The sequence below is a fragment of the Streptomyces sp. NPDC051243 genome (assembly GCF_044455405.1).
Classification (GTDB): Bacteria; Actinomycetota; Actinomycetes; order Streptomycetales; family Streptomycetaceae; genus Streptomyces.
On record NZ_JBITES010000006.1, the window covers coordinates 360,172 to 377,544 of the forward strand.

At 71.1% G+C, this 17,373-nt stretch carries 17 protein-coding genes; 8 read left to right on the forward strand and 9 right to left on the reverse strand.

The features are described 5' to 3' along the window. Positions 1-61: 61 nt before the first annotated feature. The 8 genes from ACIBAG_RS17885 to ACIBAG_RS17920 all read right to left on the reverse strand — a co-directional run bounded on the left by ACIBAG_RS17885 (position 62) and on the right by ACIBAG_RS17920 (position 7,956). Complete coding sequence (locus tag ACIBAG_RS17885; protein WP_399106334.1) at positions 62-1,288, reverse strand: TerD family protein; 1,227 nt, start codon at positions 1,286-1,288, stop codon at positions 62-64. 63 nt (positions 1,289-1,351) lie between these two features. Further along, complete coding sequence (locus ACIBAG_RS17890; RefSeq protein ID WP_399106028.1) at positions 1,352-1,573, reverse strand: hypothetical protein; 222 nt, start codon at positions 1,571-1,573, stop codon at positions 1,352-1,354. Positions 1,574-1,726: 153 nt separating this feature from the next. Beyond that, complete coding sequence (locus tag ACIBAG_RS17895; RefSeq protein ID WP_399106030.1) at positions 1,727-2,716, reverse strand: zinc-dependent alcohol dehydrogenase family protein; 990 nt, start codon at positions 2,714-2,716, stop codon at positions 1,727-1,729. Next, on the reverse strand, positions 2,713-3,582 hold the full coding sequence (locus ACIBAG_RS17900) for a carbohydrate ABC transporter permease (protein ID WP_399106032.1): 870 nt from the start codon (positions 3,580-3,582) through the stop codon (positions 2,713-2,715). The genes ACIBAG_RS17895 and ACIBAG_RS17900 overlap by 4 nt, the downstream gene beginning before the upstream one ends. Beyond that, on the reverse strand, positions 3,582-4,529 hold the full coding sequence (locus ACIBAG_RS17905; protein WP_399106034.1) for a carbohydrate ABC transporter permease: 948 nt from the start codon (positions 4,527-4,529) through the stop codon (positions 3,582-3,584). The genes ACIBAG_RS17900 and ACIBAG_RS17905 overlap by 1 nt, the downstream gene beginning before the upstream one ends. Before the next feature lie 2 nt (positions 4,530-4,531). Then, positions 4,532-5,893, reverse strand: a complete 1,362-nt coding sequence (locus tag ACIBAG_RS17910; RefSeq protein ID WP_399106036.1) for an ABC transporter substrate-binding protein — start codon at positions 5,891-5,893, stop codon at positions 4,532-4,534. A gap of 145 nt (positions 5,894-6,038) precedes the next feature. Next, complete coding sequence (locus tag ACIBAG_RS17915; protein ID WP_399106039.1) at positions 6,039-6,809, reverse strand: DeoR/GlpR family DNA-binding transcription regulator; 771 nt, start codon at positions 6,807-6,809, stop codon at positions 6,039-6,041. A 322-nt stretch (positions 6,810-7,131) separates the two neighbouring features. Beyond that, positions 7,132-7,956: an NAD-dependent epimerase/dehydratase family protein gene (locus tag ACIBAG_RS17920; RefSeq protein WP_399106041.1), complete on the reverse strand. Its 825-nt coding sequence runs from the start codon at positions 7,954-7,956 to the stop codon at positions 7,132-7,134. A 188-nt stretch (positions 7,957-8,144) separates the two neighbouring features. Between ACIBAG_RS17920 and ACIBAG_RS17925 the strand changes: the two genes are divergently transcribed. Continuing rightward, on the forward strand, positions 8,145-9,098 hold the full coding sequence (locus ACIBAG_RS17925; protein ID WP_399106043.1) for a 5-dehydro-4-deoxyglucarate dehydratase: 954 nt from the start codon (positions 8,145-8,147) through the stop codon (positions 9,096-9,098). Continuing rightward, a complete protein-coding gene (locus ACIBAG_RS17930; RefSeq protein ID WP_399106045.1) occupies positions 9,095-10,258 on the forward strand; it encodes a hypothetical protein in 1,164 nt (387 codons plus the stop codon). The genes ACIBAG_RS17925 and ACIBAG_RS17930 overlap by 4 nt, the downstream gene beginning before the upstream one ends. On the opposite strand, the gene ACIBAG_RS17935 is transcribed toward ACIBAG_RS17930, so the two are convergent. Continuing rightward, the gene (locus tag ACIBAG_RS17935) at positions 10,195-11,430 is read right to left on the reverse strand and encodes an MFS transporter (protein ID WP_399106047.1); all 1,236 of its coding nucleotides are present in this window, start codon (positions 11,428-11,430) and stop codon (positions 10,195-10,197) included. The genes ACIBAG_RS17930 and ACIBAG_RS17935 overlap by 64 nt on opposite strands. Positions 11,431-11,606: 176 nt before the next feature. Here ACIBAG_RS17935 and ACIBAG_RS17940 point away from each other — a divergent pair, with 176 nt between their 5' ends. The 6 genes from ACIBAG_RS17940 (at position 11,607) to araD (ending at position 17,241) form a co-directional block, all read left to right on the forward strand. Then, positions 11,607-12,203 (forward strand): TIGR03086 family metal-binding protein, encoded by a 597-nt coding sequence (locus ACIBAG_RS17940; protein WP_399106049.1) that lies wholly within the window; start codon positions 11,607-11,609, stop codon positions 12,201-12,203. 61 nt (positions 12,204-12,264) lie between these two features. Beyond that, positions 12,265-12,912: a dihydrofolate reductase family protein gene (locus ACIBAG_RS17945; RefSeq protein WP_399106051.1), complete on the forward strand. Its 648-nt coding sequence runs from the start codon at positions 12,265-12,267 to the stop codon at positions 12,910-12,912. 56 nt (positions 12,913-12,968) lie between these two features. Then, positions 12,969-13,721 (forward strand): MBL fold metallo-hydrolase, encoded by a 753-nt coding sequence (locus ACIBAG_RS17950; RefSeq protein ID WP_399106053.1) that lies wholly within the window; start codon positions 12,969-12,971, stop codon positions 13,719-13,721. A gap of 210 nt (positions 13,722-13,931) precedes the next feature. Continuing rightward, complete coding sequence (locus ACIBAG_RS17955) at positions 13,932-14,600, forward strand: GntR family transcriptional regulator (RefSeq protein WP_399106056.1); 669 nt, start codon at positions 13,932-13,934, stop codon at positions 14,598-14,600. Beyond that, on the forward strand, positions 14,597-15,505 hold the full coding sequence (locus ACIBAG_RS17960; protein ID WP_399106058.1) for a dihydrodipicolinate synthase family protein: 909 nt from the start codon (positions 14,597-14,599) through the stop codon (positions 15,503-15,505). Before ACIBAG_RS17955 ends, ACIBAG_RS17960 begins: the two co-directional genes overlap by 4 nt. Positions 15,506-15,510: 5 nt before the next feature. After that, a complete protein-coding gene (araD, locus tag ACIBAG_RS17965; protein WP_399106336.1) occupies positions 15,511-17,241 on the forward strand; it encodes an L-arabinonate dehydratase in 1,731 nt (576 codons plus the stop codon). Positions 17,242-17,373: the final 132 nt, after the last annotated feature.

Below are 17,373 nucleotides of genomic sequence, written 5' to 3' on the forward strand. Positions count from 1 at the left end.
GCCGGGCGCCCCCTTCCGCGAGGGCGCCCCGGACGTCGTACGACTGCGCCGTCGGTGCTGCCTACAGCGCCTGGGCCGCCGGCTTCACCATCCCCCGCACCGTGCGGGACTTCACGAAGTCGCCCATGGCCGTCATCTCCCACTCACCGGAGAACTGCCTGATCAGCTTGGCCATCATCACGCCCGTCTGCGGCTCGGCGCTGGTGAGGTCGAAGCGGACGAGTTCCTCGCCGGACATGGCGTCGATCAGCCGGCAGTAGGCCTTGGCGACCTCGGTGAACTTCTGGCCGGAGAACGAGTTGACCGTGAAGACCAGGCCGGTGACCTCCTGGGGCAGGCGTCCGAGGTCGACGGTGATGACCTCGTCGTCCCCGCCGCCCTCACCCGTGAGGTTGTCGCCGGAGTGGCGGATGGCGCCCTGCACGATCTGCAGCTTGCCGAAGTAGCAGCTGTCGATGTGGTTGCGCTGCGGGCCGTAGGCGATGACCGAGGCGTCCAGGTCGATGTCCTTGCCGCGGTACGCCGGCTCCCAGCCGAGGCCCATCTTGACCTGGGAGAGGAGGGGGCGGCCGCCCTTCATCAGGGACACGGTCTGGTTCTTCTGGAGGCTGACCCGGCCCTTGTCGAGGTTGATCTTCCCGGCGCCGGGCGCGGGCGCGGCAGGCGGTGCCGGAGGGGCCGGGGGAGCGGCCGGGGTGGACATGGGCGGGGCCGGCGGGGTGACCGGGGGCTGCATGGCGGGCTGCGGCGGGGCCACGGGGGCTGCGGCCGGGGCCGGCTGGGCCGGCTGCGCGGGTTCCTCGACCGTGACGCCGAAGTCGGTGGCGATGCCGGCCAGGCCGTTGGCGTATCCCTGGCCGACCGCGCGGGCCTTCCAGGCGCCGCCCCGCAGGTAGATCTCGACGACCACCAGTGCCGTCTCGGTGCCGAGCTGCGGGGGAGTGAAGGTGGCCAGGACGCTGTTGTCGTCGGCGTTGCGGATGGTGGCCGTCGGTTCGATGCCCTGGAAGGTCTGGCCGGCGGCGTCCGGGCTGGCGGTGACGACGATCTTCTCGATGCCGGGGGGCACGGCGGCGGTGTCGACCGTGATCGCGTCGGGGCTGGTGCCGCCGCCCGAGCGGTACGTAACGCCGGGGCCGCTCGGCTGGTTGTAGAAGATGAAGTCGTCGTCGGAGCGCACCTTGCCGTCGGCGGTGAGCAGCAGGCCCGATACGTCGAGCCGCACCGGGGCGGCGACGTCCACCGTCACGCGCGCGGCGGAGAGAGGGATGTTCGAGCCGGGGGTCATAGCTGTCATGCCCGGTGAACGAGCGGGGGCGATTTACCGTTCCCTTACCGGCGACCGTTCGGGTCAGCGGCGGTTGCGGGGGTGGTTGCGCGCCGTGCGTTCGTTGCCGCGCTTGTAGTTTCCGGTCCAGCGGGCCATGACGAGCTGGGGGTCGGACGTCTCGACCTCGGCGAGAAACTGGGCGGCGCGGGGGCCGTGGAGGGTGGTGGCGGGACGGCCGTGGTGGGTGATGTGCACGGTGCCGTCTGCTTGTTCCTGGTAGCTGAATCCGTGAGGTCGGGGCATGTTCGGGATCGTAGGCGGAGACGGAGCGGAGCCCCAGCGGTTTCCAGACGGTTCGAGGAGCGGGGGCCAGGGGGCAGAGCCCCCTGGGAGCGAGGTCGAAGAGGCGCCAGCCCCTTCAGGACGGGACGGGCAGGGGTGGCGGGGGCGAGAACCCTACGGCACCACCACGATCTTCCGTCCGACCCCCGACGCGAACTGCTCCAACGCCTCCGGATACCGCTCCAACGGGATCCTGTCGCTGATGAAGATCTCCGGGTCGAGGACCCCGTTCGCGAACAGCTCCGCCGCGCGCTCGAAGCTGTGCAGGACCGCCATCGAACCCGTGATCGTGATCTCCTGGTTGTAGATGCGGTACGGGTCGATCGTCACACGCGTCGCATAGTCCGCCACCCCGAACTGCAGGAACGTCCCCGCCTTCGCCACCCGGTCCAGGCCGTCCTGGATCGCCGCCGCGTTGCCCGTGGCGTCCACCACCAGGTCCCAGCCCTGTGGGCGGTCCAGTTCGTCCGGGTTCGCGGCCGAGGCGGAGACGCCCAGGCGGCGGGCCGTCTCCAGGCGCTGGGGGTTGACGTCCACGACGTCCACGCTCGCCGCGCCCGTCCGCTTGGCCAGCTCCAGCATCATCAGGCCCATCGTGCCGGAGCCGTAGATCAGGACGTGGGCGCCCAGGCGGGACTTCAGGACGTCGTAGCCGCGTACCGCGCACGACAACGGCTCCACGAGCGCCGCGTCCTGCGTGCGGACGTGCTCGGGCAGCCGTACGCAGTTCGCCACGGGGGCCACCGCGTACCGTGCCGCACCGCCGGCCGTCGTCACGCCGATCGCTGCCCAGCGTTCGCAGAGGTTGTTGTGGCCGGTACGGCAGTAGCGGCACTCGTAGCAGTACAGGGAGGGGTCGACCGCGACCCGGTCGCCGACCGAGAGCTCGGTGACCTCACCGCCGACGCCGACCACCTCGCCCGCGAACTCGTGTCCGGGCACGATCGGCAGCTTCGGCGCGAACTCGCCCTGGAGGATGTGCAGATCCGTTCCGCACAGGCCGCACGCCGCGACCTCGACCACGACGTCACGCGGTCCTGGCGTCGGGTCCGGGACCTCGGCGACGACGGCCTTGCCCACGGACTCGATGACGGCGGCCTTCATTTCACGGCTCCCAACGACAGGCCCTGGACCAGCTTGTCCTGGGCGGCGAACCCCGCGGCGAGCACCGGCAGGGAGATGACGAGCGACGCGGCGCACACCTTCGCCAGGAACAGGCCCTGGCTGGTGATGAAGCCGGTCAGGAAGACGGGGGCGGTTTCCGCCACCACGCCGGTCAGCACACGGGCGAACAGCAGCTCGTTCCAGCTGAAGATGAAGCAGATCAGGGAGGTCGCCGCGATTCCGGGCAGCGCGATGGGGGCCACCACGCGGGTGAGGATCGTCGGCAGTCGCGCGCCGTCGATCTGTGCCGCCTCGATGATCGCGACCGGCACCTCGGAGAGGAAGGACTGCATCATCCACACCGCGATCGGGAGGTTCATGGCGGTGTAGAGGATGACCAGCGCCCAGATGTTGTCGAGCAGGCCGGTGTTCTTGGCGAACAGGTAGATCGGCAGCAGGCCCGCCACCAGCGGCAGCATCTTGGTGGACAGGAAGAAGAACAGGACGTCGGTCCACTTCTTCACCGGCCGGATGGACAGGGCGTACGCCGCGGGCAGTGCCAGGAGCAGCGTCAGCAGGGTCGAGGCCACCGAGGCCGTCGTCGAGTTGATCAACGAGGGCCAGGGGCTGGCGCCGCCGCCCGCGCCGAAGAACTCGCGGTAGCCGTCCAGGGTGAGCGAGGCGGCGACGGAGGGCGGGTTGGTCGCCGCGTCCGCCTCGGAGTGCAAGGAGGTCAGGGCCATCCAGAGGATGGGGAGGACGAAGAGGATGCCGGCCAGCCAGGCGGCCATTCCCAGGGCGGCGCCCTGGAGCCGGGCGCGGGGCCGGGACCCTCGCGGGGCCGCGGTGGTGAGCGTGGCGGTCATCAGCGGGACACCTCCGCGCGGAACAGGGACGACACGACGCGCAGGGCGAAGGTCGCGAGGATGATCGAGCCGATGACGACGATGACGCCGGCCGCCGAGGCCAGGCCGTTCTCGTGGGCCTGGTAGAAGGTCTGGTAGATGGTGTACGGCAGGTTCGCGGTGCCCAGGCCGCCGGAGGTGATGGTGTACACCGCGTCGAAGTTCTGCACGATGTAGATCGAGCCGAGCAGCACGCTCAGTTCGATGTAGCGGCGGATATGCGGCAGCGTCATGTGGACGAACACCTGCCAGTCGTTCGCGCCGTCCACCCGGGCCGCCTCGATGAGCTGCGGATCGCGGCTCTGCAGTCCGGCCAGCAGGATCAGCGTCATGAACGGCGTCCACTGCCAGATCAGGGACGCTTCGACCGCCATCAGCGGCATTTCGGAGATCCAGTCGGGCTGGGCCGCCCCGGCTCCTCCGATCCAGTGCAGGATGCCGTTGAACAGGCCGTACTCGGGGTTGAAGAGGACGTGCTTCCACAGCAGCGCGGCCGCGATCGGCACCAGCAGGAACGGGGCGATGAGCATGGTGCGGACGGCTGCCCGGCCACGGAACCTGCGGTCCAGCAGAAGCGCCAGGAGCAGGCCGAGCACCAGGCTGACGAGCACGACGGTGGCGGTCAGCAGGATCGTCGTCCACACCGACTTGCGCAGTTCGGGCGTGCTCAGCACTTCCGAGTAGTTGGCCAGGCCGGCGAAGTGGCGGTCGTCGGGGTAGAGGGCGTTCCAGTCGAAGAAGGAGATCACCAGGGTGGCCACGAAGGGCAGCTGCGTCACGACGATCATGAAGATCAGCGCGGGGAGCAGCGGGGCCCGGGTGGCCCAGGCGCGCATACGGTGGGGCCGCCGGGCCGCCGGCCGCGGGGAGGTGGCGGCGACCCGGGTGGGGGGAGTCGTCACGGTCATGATCACTGGTACTTCTTTCCGACGGCCTCGGCGAGCTTCTGCGCCTTGCTCAGTGCGCTGTCCACGGACTGGCGGCCGGCGATCGCGGCGCTGATCTCCTGGGAGACCTTGGTGCCGAGGTCGGTGAACTCGGGGATGCCGACGAACTGGATGCCGGGCGCGGGCCGGGGCTGCACGCCCGGGTCCTCGGGCTTGGCGCTCGCGATGGCGTCACGGGTGACGTCGGCGAAGGCGGCGGCGTCCTTGCGGTAGTCCGGGATGTCGTACGTCGAAGTGCGCTTGCCCGCCGGGACGTTGGCCCAGCCGATCTTCTCGCCGACGAGCTTCTCGTAGTCCTTGCCGGAGGCCCAGGAGATGAACTTCCAGGCGTTCTCGGCGTTCTTGGACGCCTTCTGGATGCCCCAGGCCCAGGTGTAGAGCCAGCCGGAGCTGTCGGTCTCCTCGACGGGTGCCGGGACGTAGCCGATCTTGCCCCTGACCGGGGAGCCGGAGGCCTCCAGTGAACCGGCGCCGGCCGTGGCGTCGTACCACATGGCCGTCTTGCCCTGCGTCATGTTGTTCAGGCACTCGGCGTAGCCGGACTGCGCGGCACCCGCCTCACCGTGCTCCCGGACCAGGTCGACATAGAACCGCGTGGCCTCCTTGAACTCCTTGGAGTCCAGCCGGGCGTTCCAGTCCTTGTCGAACCAGGTGCCGCCGAAGGTGTTGACGACCGTGGTCAGCGGCGCCATCACCTCACCCCAGCCGGGCAGGCCGCGCAGGCAGATGCCCTTCATGCCGGACTCGGCCTCGTCCACCTTCGTGGCGAGGTCGGCGACCTGCTGCCACGTGGGCTTGTCGGGCATGGTCAGGCCCGCCTTCTCGAAGACGTCCTTGCGGTACATCAGGAAGGAGGACTCGCCGTAGAAGGGCTCGCCGTAGAGCTTGCCGTCCTCGGCGGTGAGGGCCTGGGTCATGGGCCCCAGGACGTCGGCCTGGTCGAAGGCGGTGTCCTTCTCGACGTAGGAGTCCAGGGAATGGAGCCACCCGTTCTTGGCGTAGATCGGGATCTCGTAGTTGCTGAGGGTGGCGACGTCGTACTGGCCCGCCTGGTTGGCGAAGTCCTGGCTGATCTTGTCGCGGACGTCGTTCTCGGGCAGGACGGTGAAGTTCACCTCGATCCCGGTGTCCTTGGTGAAGTTGTCGGCGGTGAGCTTCTGCAGCTCCACCATCTGCGGGTTGTTCACCATCAGGACGTTGATGGACTTGCCGTCGGAGGATCCGGACCCGCCGGCGCCCGCGCAGGCGGCGAGCGGAGTGATCAGCGTCCCTATCGCTGCCACGGCATACAGGGTGCGTGGCGCGCGTCGGCTCTGGGTTCGCATGCGGTACTCCTGGACATTTAGGTGCAAAGGGGACTGTCTTGGGGTTGGCGGTGCCCACAAGGTGGGTCTGTTCGGTTGCTGGATGGTCGGGGACTGTGGTGCGGCGGGGTGGTTCCGGCCGGCGGCGGGTGGGGGCACCCGGTCGTCAGACGCGGATGACCTGGGGTCCCAGCAGGGAGTAGCGGTGGGCCTCGGAGGCGGGGAGCAGCGTGCTGGTGACGATGGCCTCCAGCGCGCCGACATCGGCGAAGCGGCAGAAGCTGACGGCGCCGAACTTGGTGTGGACGCCCGCGAACACGGTGCGCCGCGCGGACCGGATCGCCTGCGACTTCACTTCGCTGACGGCCGGGTCGGGGGTGGTGAGGCCGTGCTCGCGGGAGATGCCGTTGGCGCCGATGAAGGCCAGGTCGATGACGAAGCCGGCCAGCATCTTCGTCGTCCAGTGGTCGACGGTGGCGAGGGTGCCGGAGCGCACCCGGCCGCCGAGCAGCAGCACGGAGATCTTCTCGGCCTCGGCGAGGGCGCCCGCGACCGGCAGGGACGCGGTGACCACGGTCAGCGGCCGGTCGGTGGGCAGGGCCTCGGCGATGAGCTGCGGGGTGAAGCCCTCGTCGACGAAGACCGTCTCGGCGTCGCCGAGCAGCTCGGCCGCCGCGGCGGCGACCCGGCGCTTCTCGGGGACATGGCTGGTGGCGCGGAAGGCGAGCGTCGTCTCGAAGCCGGCGCTCTCCACGGGGTAGGCGCCGCCGTGGGTGCGGCGGAGCAGGCCGTGGTCCTCCAGGACGCGCAGATCCCGCCGTACGGTCTCCTTGGCCACGCCCAGATCGTCGGCGAGCGCGGTGACGTCGACCGAGCCGTCCCGCCGTGCGGCCAGCACGATCTCGCGTTGGCGTTCTTCCGCCGTTCTCGTGCCCATGGCCGACACCTGCCTTCCGCTTTGCTGCCCGTTCGGGCCCGGTGGGGCCTTGGGGGAAATTTCTACAGCGGGTGTGCGGCACTGACCAGGTCTGTTGCAGCTCCGATGCTGCCCGTATGTGCCCGTTCACGGTGCGGTGTGCCCGTCGCGGACCTGCGTGGTTGTGCCGTGGCAGGTGAGATCGGGCGCCGTCCGTGCCCGAATGCGGCGGCGGGCGGGCCCGTTCGGTGCCCGCCCGCCCTCGCGTGACGACGTGTTTCGGTCAGTAAGGTCACATTTCAGTACGGCCGGATCGGCGGGTCAGTACGGCCAGATCGGCGGGTCAGTACGGCCAGATCGGCGGGTCGCTCACGAAGTGGCCGCCCAGGTGGGCGTGCGCGATGTTGTCCGGGTCGAGCTCGCCCTGCTCGGCGATGAGCTTCTCGGCGTACGGCTCGGAGTCGTCCTGCGGCTCGTAGCCCAGGGAGCGTGCGGTGGTCAGGTCCCACCACAGGCGGGTGTTCGCGGAGGAGCCGTAGACGACCGTGTGCGCGACGTTCTCGGCGGTCAGGGCCGCGTGGAAGAGGCGGGCGCCGTCGGCGGGGCTCATCCACACCGAGAGCATGCGGACGCTGGTCGGCTCGGGGAAGCAGGAGCCGATGCGCACGGACACGGTCTCCAGCCCGTGTTTGTCCCAGTAGAACTGCGCCAGGTCCTCGCCGAAGGACTTGGACAGGCCGTAGAAGGTGTCGGGGCGGCGCGGGGTGTCGATGGGGATCAGCGCGCTCGCGTCCAAGGGCGCGTCGCCGTGCGGGCGCGGCGTGAAGCCCACCGCGTGGTTGGAGGAGGCGAAGACGATGCGGCCGACGCCCTCCTCGCGGGCGGCCTCGTACAGGTTGTAGGTGCCCTCGATGTTCGCCCGGAGGATCTTCTCGAACGGGGCTTCCAGGGAGATGCCCGCGAGGTGGATGATCGCGTCGACGCCCCGCACGGCCTCGCGCAGCGCCTCCCGGTCGCCGAGGTCGGCGACGATCGCGTCCGGCTCGCCATCGATGGGGCGCAGGTCGAGCAGCCGCAGCCGGTAGCCGTACTCCGGGAGCAGGTCCCGCATCAGGGTGCCGAGCCCGCCGGCGGCGCCGGTGAGCAGAACGGTGCGGGGTGCGGGCATCGTCGGGGCTCCTTGAGTGATCGGCCGCATGCGTGCACAGTATTCACATTCGTGGACAAGTTAAGGATCGCGACCCTTGTGAGTCAAGGGTGGTGTAGCCGTCGTTCATAAACGTAAACTCTGATCAGAATTCTGCACCAGTCCCGCATTCGTCCCGCAAGTAACCGCACTCGCCCCAGGGAGAGCCCGTGACGCCTGCCCCCCTCGCCGCACGCCTCAGCATCCCCGGCGGGCCGCTGTTCTTTCCCGTCACCGCCTACGGCCCCGACGGCTCCGTGGACCTCGACACGTACCGCACCCATGTGCGCCGGGGCGTCGAGGCCGGGGCCGCCGCCGTGTTCGCGTGCTGCGGCACCGGGGAGTTCCACGCGCTCGCGCCCGAGGAGTACGAGGCCTGCGTGCGGGCGGCCGTCGAGGCGGCGGACGGACAGGTCCCGGTCGTCGCGGGCGCCGGATACGGCACCGCCCTCGCCGTGCGGTACGCCGCTCTCGCCGAGGGTGCCGGCGCGGACGGGCTGCTCGCCATGCCGCCGTATCTCGTCGTCGCCGGGCAGGAAGGGCTGCTGCGGCACTACCGGGAGATCGCGGCGGCGACCGCGCTGCCCGTCATCGTCTACCAGCGCGACAACGCCGTGTTCACCCCGGCGACCGTCGTCGAACTGGCCCGCACCGACGGGATCATCGGCCTCAAGGACGGCCTGGGCGACCTGGACCTCATGCAGCGGATCGTCAGCGCCGTACGCACCGAGGTCACCGGCGACTTCCTGTACTTCAACGGCCTGCCGACCGCCGAACAGACCCAGCTCGCCTACCGGGCCATCGGCGTCCCGCTCTACTCCTCCGCCGTGTTCTGCTTCGCCCCGGAGATCGCCCTCGCCTTCTACGAGGCGCTGGAGTCCGGCGACGAGGCGACCGTCACCCGCCTCCTGGACGGCTTCTACCGCCCGTTCGTCGAACTGCGCGCCCAGGGCCGCGGATACGCCGTCGCCCTCGTCAAGGCCGGGGTACGGCTGCGCGGACTGGACGTGGGGGAGGTGCGGCCCCCGCTGCACGAGCCGGGCGAGGATCATGTCAAGCAGCTCGCTCAGCTCATCGAGCGCGGCTACGCGCTGCTGGAGAGGGAGCCGGAGGACACCGAGTGAAGGCGTCGACATTCGTCTACCCCTGGGACGTCAACGGGGACCCGGAGGCACCCGGGCGGATCGCCGCCCTCGGCGTGCGCCAGGTGACGCTCGCCGCCGCCTACCACTCCACCCGCGCCCTCACCCCGCGCCACCCGCGCCACCGCATCGTCACCGCCGAACACGCGGCCGTGCTCTACCCGACGGACGACCGGTGGGCGGGCCGGGAGCTGCGCCCGTACCCGGCCGGGGACTGGGCGCCGGGTGACGCGCACGGCGAGGCGGCCACCGCCCTCGCGGACGCGGGTCTGGAGGTCCACACCTGGGTGGTCCTCGCGCACAACTCCCGCCTGGGCGCCGAGCATCCGGAGACCTCGGTCGTCAACGCCTACGGCGACCGCTACCCCTGGGCCCCCTGCATCGCCCAGCCCGCCACGCGCGCGTACCTCGTCGACCTGGCCGCCGAGGCCGCCGTACGCCCCGGGGCACACGGCACCGAACTGGAGTCCCTCGGCTGGTACGGGCTCCAGCACCTGCACGCCCACGACAAGACGGCCGGGGTCCCGCTCGGGGACGCCGGGTACTACCTGATGGCGCTCTGCTTCTGCCCGACCTGCGAGGAGGGCTACGGCGCCCAGGGCCTGGACGCCGACGAACTGGCGGCCGCCGTACGCGCCGCCCTGGAGCCGCTGTGGCAGGGAGCGCCGGACGACGAGGGCTGGGCCGGCGTCGAGAAGCTGCTCGGCGCGGAGCCGGCGGCGGCCACGCGCGCGTGGCGTGACGAAACCGCCCGTACGCTCCAGGAGACGGCGGTCCGTGCCGTTCGCGCGGCCGCCCCCGACGGCTTCCAGGTGCTGCTGCACGCCGACCCGGTGACCTACCACGTCGGCGCCAACCCCGGCGTCGACCCCGAGCACATCCTGTCCGTAGCGGACGGCGTGGTCGTGCCCTGCGCGGGCGGCCCCGCTCTGCTGGCCCCCTTCGCCGAGCAGGGCCGCGAGGGCGCCGTCATCGCGGCCAACCTCGGTGTGGTCTCCGGAATGGGCGGCAGCCCCGGCACGCTGGCGTCGGACGCGGCACGCGCGCGTGAGCTGGGGGCCACCGAGATCCGGCTGTATCACGCGGGGTTGGCGTCGGACGGGGACCTGGCGGCGGTGCGGGAGGGCCTCGCCGGGCTCTGAAGCAGCGGCAGGGCGGTCACCAGCCAGGCCAGGCCGATGACCGCCAACAGCGGCCGTACGTCGAGCAGTTCGACGAGCGCAGCCCCCGCCGCCAGCCCGACGACGTTCGGCGTGAAGACGAGTGTGTTGGCCGTGGCGGCCGTACGGCCGAGCAGCGCGTCCGGCGTATCGCGCTGCACGGCGGTGAGCGCGGCGATGAGCACACAGGGCAGGCCGACGCCGACCGCCGCGCTGCAGACCAGGGCCACCGGGTCGGACGGAACCGCCCTCAGTCCCGCCGCGGCGGCCGTCAGGGCGATGCCGTACGCGGCGAAGCGGCGTTCCCCGAGCCGGCGCAGGGCCGGGCCGGAGAGCAGACCGATCGCCACCGAACCGGCGCCCTGGACGGCGTACAGCACACCGGCGTACGCGGGAGCGTGCCCGAGGCCGTCGATGACGGCGTAGGTCATCGCGCCGTTGAGGCCGGCGAAGAGCATGGTGGTTCCGCCGGCCAGGACAAGTGGGCGCAGCCGGGTGTGCGACCACAGGTGGCGGGCGCCCTCGGCGGTCTGCGTCCGCCAGTCGCCGGCCGGGCGCGCGGGCTTGCCCTCGCGCACGCGCAGGCAGGCGTACAGGCCGGTCGCGACCACGAACGTGCCCGCGTCGAGCAGGGCGACACTCGCCCCGCCGTACGCCGCGTAGACGCCCGCGCCGGCCAACGGGGCGAGGAGCTTCATGCCCTCGGTGGCCGTCATGCGCAGCCCGTTGAAGTCGCCGAGCAGGGGTGCGGGGACCGAGCCCGCGACGAGGGCCGACTCGGCGGCGTCGTGCACGACACCTGCCGCGCCGTAGACGAACAGGACCGCGAAGAGGAGCCAGAGGCGGTCCGGGGAGTCGACCGCGAGGAGGCTGAGCAGGAGGGCGGCCAGCAGGAGGTTCACGCCGATCAGCAGGGGTTTGCGGCGGGTGCGGTCGGCGAGCGTGCCGAGCAGCGGGCCGGCCAGGGTGGGCGCCCACATGGCGAGCATGCACAGCGCGGCCAGGCCGTCGGACCCGGTGAGGTCCTTGACCCAGACGCCGGACGCCAGCCACAGCGCCGACGTGCCGAAACCGGAGATCACGACTCCGGCGAGATAGAGGCGGGCGTCGCGGTCGCGCAGGACGCGTGGGAGTGCCCAGGTGGTGGTCGTCATGCCTGACCACTGTGCGGCTGAGGCGGGGGCGCGCGGATCGGGGAAGTGCCTTAGAGGGCGGCCGCTTCGCGCTGTGCTCCGTAAGGGGGTGCGGCCGCGCGCGATCGTGTGCGGCGATGAGTTTCGCCGTCGGCGTCGGTCAACCTCTCAGGAACAGACCCCTGAGGAGCCGGCCCATGACTGACAGCACCCTCGACCTCGCACCACAGACCAGTCTCATCGCCCGCCTGGCGGACGGCGTCCGCGACGATCAGCTGACGGACGGCACACCGTGCCCGCAGTACGCCGTACGCAACCTGCTGGGCCATCTGCTCGGCCTGTCCGTCGCCTTCCGCGACGCCGCCCGCAAGGACCTGGGCCCCACGACCGACACGCCCCCGGACGCCGCCGTACCGGACATCGGGCCGGGCTGGCGCGAGGAACTGCCCAAGGTCCTGGCGGAACTGGCCGAGGCCTGGCGCGACCCGGCCGCCTGGACCGGCGAGACCCGCGCGGGCAGCGTGCCCCTGACGGGCGCGGAGGCGGGTGTCGTCGCCGTGAACGAGCTCGTGATCCACGGCTGGGACCTGGCCCGCGCGACCGGCCAGCCGTACGCCCCGGACCCGGCCGCTCTGCAGCTGTCGTACGGCATGCTCCTCGCGGCCGCCGACGACCCGAGCCGCGGCGGCGGCATCTTCGGCCCGGTCGTCCCCGTCGCGGACGACGCACCGCTGCTCGACCGGGCGGTGGGGTTGAGCGGGCGGGATCCGCGGTGGCGTCCGTCGGCCGCATAGGCCCGCTTCCCCACGTCGCAACCAACTCGGAGAACCAACTCGAAGAAGGGAATCGCCAGCCATGTCACTCGCCCGCGTCCACAACTTCGCCATCTCCCTCGACGGCTTCGGCACCGGTGAGGGGCTGAGCCATGACGCGCCGTTCGGCCACGCCGGAGAAAGGCTGCACGAGTGGATGTTCGCCACCCGGTGGTGGCACGAGATGGTCGGCAAGCCCGGCGGGAGCGGCGGCCTCGACGACGCCTTCGCGCGGCAGTTCGCGCCCGGGATCGGCGCCGAGATCATGGGCGCCGGGAAGTTCGGCTTCCCCGGATGGCACGAGGACCCGGAGTGGAAGGGGTGGTGGGGGCCCAACCCGCCGTTCCACACACCGACCTTCATCCTCACCCACCACACGCGCCCCTCGATCGAGATGGAGGGCGGCACGACGTTCCACTTCCTCGACACCTCGCCCGCCAAGGCACTGGAGACGGCCCGCGAGGCCGCGGGCGGCCAGGACGTACGCATCGGCGGGGGCGTCACCGTGGTCCGCGACTTCCTCGCCGCCGGGCTCATCGACCAGCTGCATGTCGTGGTGGTCCCGATCCTGCTGGGCCGGGGCGTACGCCTCTGGGACGGACTGGAGGACGTCGAGAAGGGCTACGAGGTCGAGGCCACCTCCTCGCCCAGCGGAGTCACGCATGTGACGTTCACCCGCGTGGGGCTCTGAGGCCGCCGAGGTCGAGGCAGCACCGCGGGGGCCGGACAGCACGTACGCTCCCCCTCATGCCCCTCACCCTCACCGTCCTCGGCACCGCCTCCCCGCACCCCGGCCCCGGCCGCAACTGCTCCGGCTATCTGGTGCGCGGGGGAGGGGCCGAGGTGTGGGTGGACGCGGGGCCCGGGACCTTCGCGGAGTTGCAGCGGCATACGGATCCGGCACGGCTGAGCGCGATCTGGATCTCGCATCTGCATGCCGATCACAACGCCGATCTGCTGGCCGCCGTGTACGGGCTGGCCTATGGCGGACTCACCCCGGACGCGCCGATGCCCGTCTATGCGCCGGCCGATTGCGCCCAGCGTCTCGCCGGGTTCTTCGGGCGGGCGGACGCCGGGTTCCTGAGCGGCGTCCTCGACTTCCGGCCCCTGCGTGACGGCCACACCGTCCGCCACGGAGATGTGCAGCTCACCTCGCGTGCCGTCGTGCACGACGTCGAGGCGTACGGGCTGCGCGTGGAGAGCGACGGGCGCGTGCTCGCGTACTCCGGGGACAGTGGGCCCTGCCCCGCGCTCACCGAACTCGCCCGCGACGCCGACCTGTTCCTGTGCGAGGCCGACATCGACGCGCATCGCGAAGGCGAACAGGTGCACCTGACGCCCGAGGACGCCGGAAACGCCGCCCGCGAGGCAGGCGCACAGGTGCTCGTCATCACGCACGTCGGGCCCACCCTCACCCCGGAGACGGCGACCTCCCGCGCCGCCGCGGCCTTCGGCGGGCGCACCCGCACCGCGTTCGAAGGTCACACGCTGCATCTCTGAGGCAAGCTCCGCGGCGAGATCCGGGGCCACCTCTGAGGCGATCCCTGAGGCACCCTCAACTTCCTTTGCCAGAAGCATTGACGAAACATGCGCCCCCTCCTACCTTCATCGCGTCGTACTTCGTACGTCATATATGAGACGCGATACGTGAGATCCCCTACCTGAGATCCCATACGCGAGAGCCATCTCGCGAAGATCCGAGAGGCGCGCATGACCTCTGTGCCCACGCCGATCCCCTCGCGCACGCAGTACGTGCTGGAGGAGATCAAACGCCGCATCCTCATCGGGCAGTTGACGCCCGGTCAGGCTCTCGTCGAAACCGAGCTCGCCGCTCAGTTCGGGGTGTCGAAGACCCCGGTGCGCGAGGCGCTCAAGACGCTGGCCGGGACCGGGCTGGTCGTGATGAGCCAGTACAAGGGCGTCACGGTGCGCATGGTGGACGCGGACATGGCGCGCGAGGTCTACGACGTGCGGCTGCTGCTGGAGCCCGAGGCGCTGAAGCGAGCCGTGCGGCGCGGCGCCTCCCTGGATGCCGCCCGGGACGCCCTGACCCGCGCCGACGCCGCCGCCGACACCGCCGAACGCTCCCTCGCCAACCGGGAGTTCCACCGCGCCCTCTACCTGCCGTGCGGCAACCCGCTGCTCGGCCGGATGCTCGACGAGGTCCGCGACCAGGCCGCCCTCGTCTCCGCCGTCGCCTGGGCCGCCTCGCCCTCCTGGGAGCGGGAGGCCGGCGAGCACCGGGAGATCCTGCGGCTCGCGCTCGAAGGGGACGCCGACGGCGCCGCGCGCGCCCTGCACGCCCATATCGCGTCGTTCGTCGAGCGGGCCTTCCCGGACGCGGGAGTCGAGGCCCAGGGAGGGGACGGTCCGGCATGACAACGACGTTCGAGACCCAGCGGACGGCCCTGGCCGACGTGGTGGCGATCCCGGTGACCCCGTTCGCCGGGGACGGCACCATCGACCAGGACGCCCACCGGGCCCTGTTGCGTCGTCTCCTCGACGGAGGGATCAGGACCCTCACCCCCAACGGGAACACCGGCGAGTTCTACGCCCTCACCCCCGAAGAGCGCCGCCTCGTCACCGAGTTGACCGTCGACGAGGCCGGCGACCGCGCCGTCGTCCTCGTCGGCGTCGGCCATGACGTGCCCACCGCCGTCGCCTCCGCCCGGCACGCCCGCGAGCTGGGCGCCCAGATGGTGATGGTGCATCAGCCCGTCCACCCGTACGTCTCGCAGAGCGGCTGGGTGGACTACCACCGCGCCATCGCCGCGGCCGTCCCCGAGCTCGGCGTCGTGCCGTACATCCGCAACGCCCAGCTCAGCGGCGCGCGCCTGGCCGAACTCGCCGACGACTGCCCGAACGTCATCGGCGTGAAGTACGCCGTACCGGACGCCGCCAGGTTCGCCGCGTTCGCCCGCGACGCCGGCCTGGAGCGCTTCGTGTGGGTCGCCGGGCTCGCGGAGCCGTACGCGCCCTCGTACTTCTCGGCGGGCGCCACCGGCTTCACCTCCGGGCTCGTGAACGTCGCCCCGGCCGTTTCGCTGAACATGATCGAAGCGCTTCGATCCGGGGACTACCCAGGCGCGATGAAGGTCTGGGAGCAGATCCGCCGCTTCGAGGAGCTGCGCGCCGCCAACGGCTCCGCCGACAACGTCACCGTCGTCAAGGAGGCCCTGGCCTCCCTCGGTCTGTGCCGCCGCGAGGTCCGCCCGCCGAGCCGGCATCTGCCCGAGGGTGAGCGCGCCGAGGTCGCCGCGATAGCCGCCGGGTGGTCCATATGAACGACATGAGCGACAAGAAGCGCCCCGAGGAGCTCAGAAGCCACCAGTGGTACGGGACCGAAGGGCTGCGCTCCTTCAGTCACCGCGCCCGCACCCGCCAGCTCGGCTACCTCCCCGAGGAGCACCTCGGCAAGCCGGTCGTCGCGATCCTCAACACCTGGTCCGACATCAATCCCTGTCATGTCCATCTCAGAGATCGCGCTCAGGCCGTGAAGCGCGGGGTGTGGCAGGCCGGGGGCTTCCCGCTCGAGTTCCCGGTCTCCACGCTCAGCGAGACCTTCCAGAAGCCGACCCCGATGCTCTACCGCAACATGCTCGCGATGGAGACCGAGGAGCTGCTGCGCTCGTACCCGGTGGACGGGGCCGTGCTGATGGGCGGCTGCGACAAGTCGACCCCCGCCCTCCTCATGGGCGCCGCCTCCGTCGACCTGCCCACCGTCTTCGTGCCCGCCGGCCCCATGCTGCCCGGCCACTGGCGGGGCGAGGTCCTCGGCTCCGGCACCGACATGTGGAAGTACTGGGACGACAAGCGCGCCGGCCTCATCGGCGACTGCGAGATGAGCGAGCTGGAGAGCGGACTCGCGCGCTCTCCGGGGCACTGCATGACCATGGGTACGGCGTCCACGCTGACCGCCGCCGCGGAGGCTCTCGGGGTGACCGTCCCCGGTGCCTCCAGCATCCCGGCCGTCGACTCCGGGCACGACCGGATGGCCGCCAGGGCGGGCATGGCGATCGTCGAACTGGTCCACAAGGACCGGAAGCTGAGCGAGATCCTCACCCAGGAGTCCTTCGAGGACGCGGTGACCACCGTCCTCGGTCTCGGCGGCTCCACCAACGCCGTCATCCATCTGATCGCGATGGCCGGCCGGTCCGGGGTCCGGCTCACGCTGGACGACTTCGACCGCATCGCACGGACCGTGCCGGTGCTGGCCAACGTCCGGCCGGGCGGACAGACGTACCTCATGGAGGACTTCCACTTCGCCGGCGGCCTGCCCGGGTTCCTCTCCCGGATCCCGGACCTGCTCCACCTGGACCGGCCGACCGTCTCGTACGACACCCTGCGCGAGCAGCTCGACGGCGCGCAGGTGCACAACGACGACGTCATCCGGCCCCGCGACAACCCGGTCGCGAGCGAGGGCGGGGTCGCCGTGCTGCGCGGCAACCTCTGCCCGGACGGCGCCGTCATCAAGCACATCGCCGCCGAGCGGCACCTGCTGAAGCACACCGGTCGCGCTGTCGTCTTCGACGACTACAGGACGATGCAGCGGACCATCAACGACCCGTCGCTGGGCATCACCGCCGACAGTGTGCTGGTGCTGCGCAACGCCGGGCCCAAGGGCGGTCCGGGCATGCCCGAGTACGGGATGCTGCCGCTGCCCGACCAGCTGCTGAAGCAGGGCGTACGGGACATGGTGCGGATCTCCGACGCCCGGATGAGCGGCACGAGTTACGGCGCGTGCGTGCTGCACGTGGCGCCGGAGTCGTACATCGGCGGACCGCTGGCGCTCGTGCGGACCGGGGACTTGATCACTCTGGACGTCGAGGCGCGCACGCTCGAACTCAACGTAGAAGATGAGGAGTTGGAACGCCGCCGGGCCGAGTGGACGCCGCCGCCCGCCCGCTACGAGCGCGGCTACGGCGCCCTCTACAACGACCAGATCACCCAGGCCGACACCGGCTGCGACTTCGAGTTCCTGGCCCGCCCGGGCAAGTCCCCAGACCCCTACGCAGGCTGACGACAACACCCTCAGGCGCGCGGGGCTGCACCGATATGCGGCTCCGCCGCGTGGGCGCGACCAGCCACAACGTAGCCGCAGCCGCCACGCAACCACGAGAGGCACCCCGTATTGCGAGATACGGGCGACCTC

What these genes read in the sequence shown, in the direction of transcription:
- ACIBAG_RS17900 (WP_399106032.1), bottom strand. Translation starts at nt 3,582, where the DNA reads ATGACCGCCACGCTCACCACCGCGGCCCCGCGAGGGTCCCGGCCCCGC.
- ACIBAG_RS17935 (WP_399106047.1), bottom strand. Translation starts at nt 11,430, where the DNA reads ATGACGACCACCACCTGGGCACTCCCACGCGTCCTGCGCGACCGCGAC.
- ACIBAG_RS17895 (WP_399106030.1), bottom strand. Translation starts at nt 2,716, where the DNA reads ATGAAGGCCGCCGTCATCGAGTCCGTGGGCAAGGCCGTCGTCGCCGAG.
- ACIBAG_RS17955 (WP_399106056.1), top strand. Translation starts at nt 13,932, where the DNA reads ATGACCTCTGTGCCCACGCCGATCCCCTCGCGCACGCAGTACGTGCTG.
- ACIBAG_RS17950 (WP_399106053.1), top strand. Translation starts at nt 12,969, where the DNA reads ATGCCCCTCACCCTCACCGTCCTCGGCACCGCCTCCCCGCACCCCGGC.
- ACIBAG_RS17945 (WP_399106051.1), top strand. Translation starts at nt 12,265, where the DNA reads ATGTCACTCGCCCGCGTCCACAACTTCGCCATCTCCCTCGACGGCTTC.
- ACIBAG_RS17890 (WP_399106028.1), bottom strand. Translation starts at nt 1,573, where the DNA reads ATGCCCCGACCTCACGGATTCAGCTACCAGGAACAAGCAGACGGCACC.
- ACIBAG_RS17940 (WP_399106049.1), top strand. Translation starts at nt 11,607, where the DNA reads ATGACTGACAGCACCCTCGACCTCGCACCACAGACCAGTCTCATCGCC.
- araD (WP_399106336.1), top strand. Translation starts at nt 15,511, where the DNA reads ATGAGCGACAAGAAGCGCCCCGAGGAGCTCAGAAGCCACCAGTGGTAC.
- ACIBAG_RS17960 (WP_399106058.1), top strand. Translation starts at nt 14,597, where the DNA reads ATGACAACGACGTTCGAGACCCAGCGGACGGCCCTGGCCGACGTGGTG.
- ACIBAG_RS17915 (WP_399106039.1), bottom strand. Translation starts at nt 6,809, where the DNA reads ATGGGCACGAGAACGGCGGAAGAACGCCAACGCGAGATCGTGCTGGCC.
- ACIBAG_RS17920 (WP_399106041.1), bottom strand. Translation starts at nt 7,956, where the DNA reads ATGCCCGCACCCCGCACCGTTCTGCTCACCGGCGCCGCCGGCGGGCTC.
- ACIBAG_RS17905 (WP_399106034.1), bottom strand. Translation starts at nt 4,529, where the DNA reads ATGACCGTGACGACTCCCCCCACCCGGGTCGCCGCCACCTCCCCGCGG.
- ACIBAG_RS17885 (WP_399106334.1), bottom strand. Translation starts at nt 1,288, where the DNA reads ATGACCCCCGGCTCGAACATCCCTCTCTCCGCCGCGCGCGTGACGGTG.
- ACIBAG_RS17910 (WP_399106036.1), bottom strand. Translation starts at nt 5,893, where the DNA reads ATGCGAACCCAGAGCCGACGCGCGCCACGCACCCTGTATGCCGTGGCA.